We start from the raw sequence: 290 nt of genomic DNA on the forward strand, positions 1-290 counted from the left end.
GATTGCATAGTGCGGTGACTGCGAAATGTTCTGTATGCCAGAACCTCCTCTTTCAGGGTTCGGTTAAACCGCTCATTCTTGCCTTTGGTTTGAGGATGAAAAGGTCTGGCATGGATCAGGCGGACACCAAGATGAGCCAACCAGATCCGCAATGGTGTCCAACGCTGATCGGTAAGAGCAGTCCCCCATGGGGAACCGTTGTCAACCAGAAAGGCTCTCGGCAAGCCGTAGAGCTTAAAGCTCTCTTCTAAAGCCGTTTTAACTGTATTGGTGCGTTGGTCTGGGCAAGC

Annotated in this window: 1 protein-coding gene; it reads right to left on the minus strand. The window is 51.4% G+C overall.

The features are described 5' to 3' along the window. A partial coding sequence (locus tag PPL9_RS30965) for an integrase core domain-containing protein (protein WP_152986896.1) occupies window positions 1-290 on the minus strand: 290 nt, incomplete at both ends.

Source organism: Pseudovibrio sp. POLY-S9, assembly GCF_001431305.1.
In the GTDB taxonomy this organism is placed as follows: Bacteria; Pseudomonadota; Alphaproteobacteria; order Rhizobiales; family Stappiaceae; genus Pseudovibrio.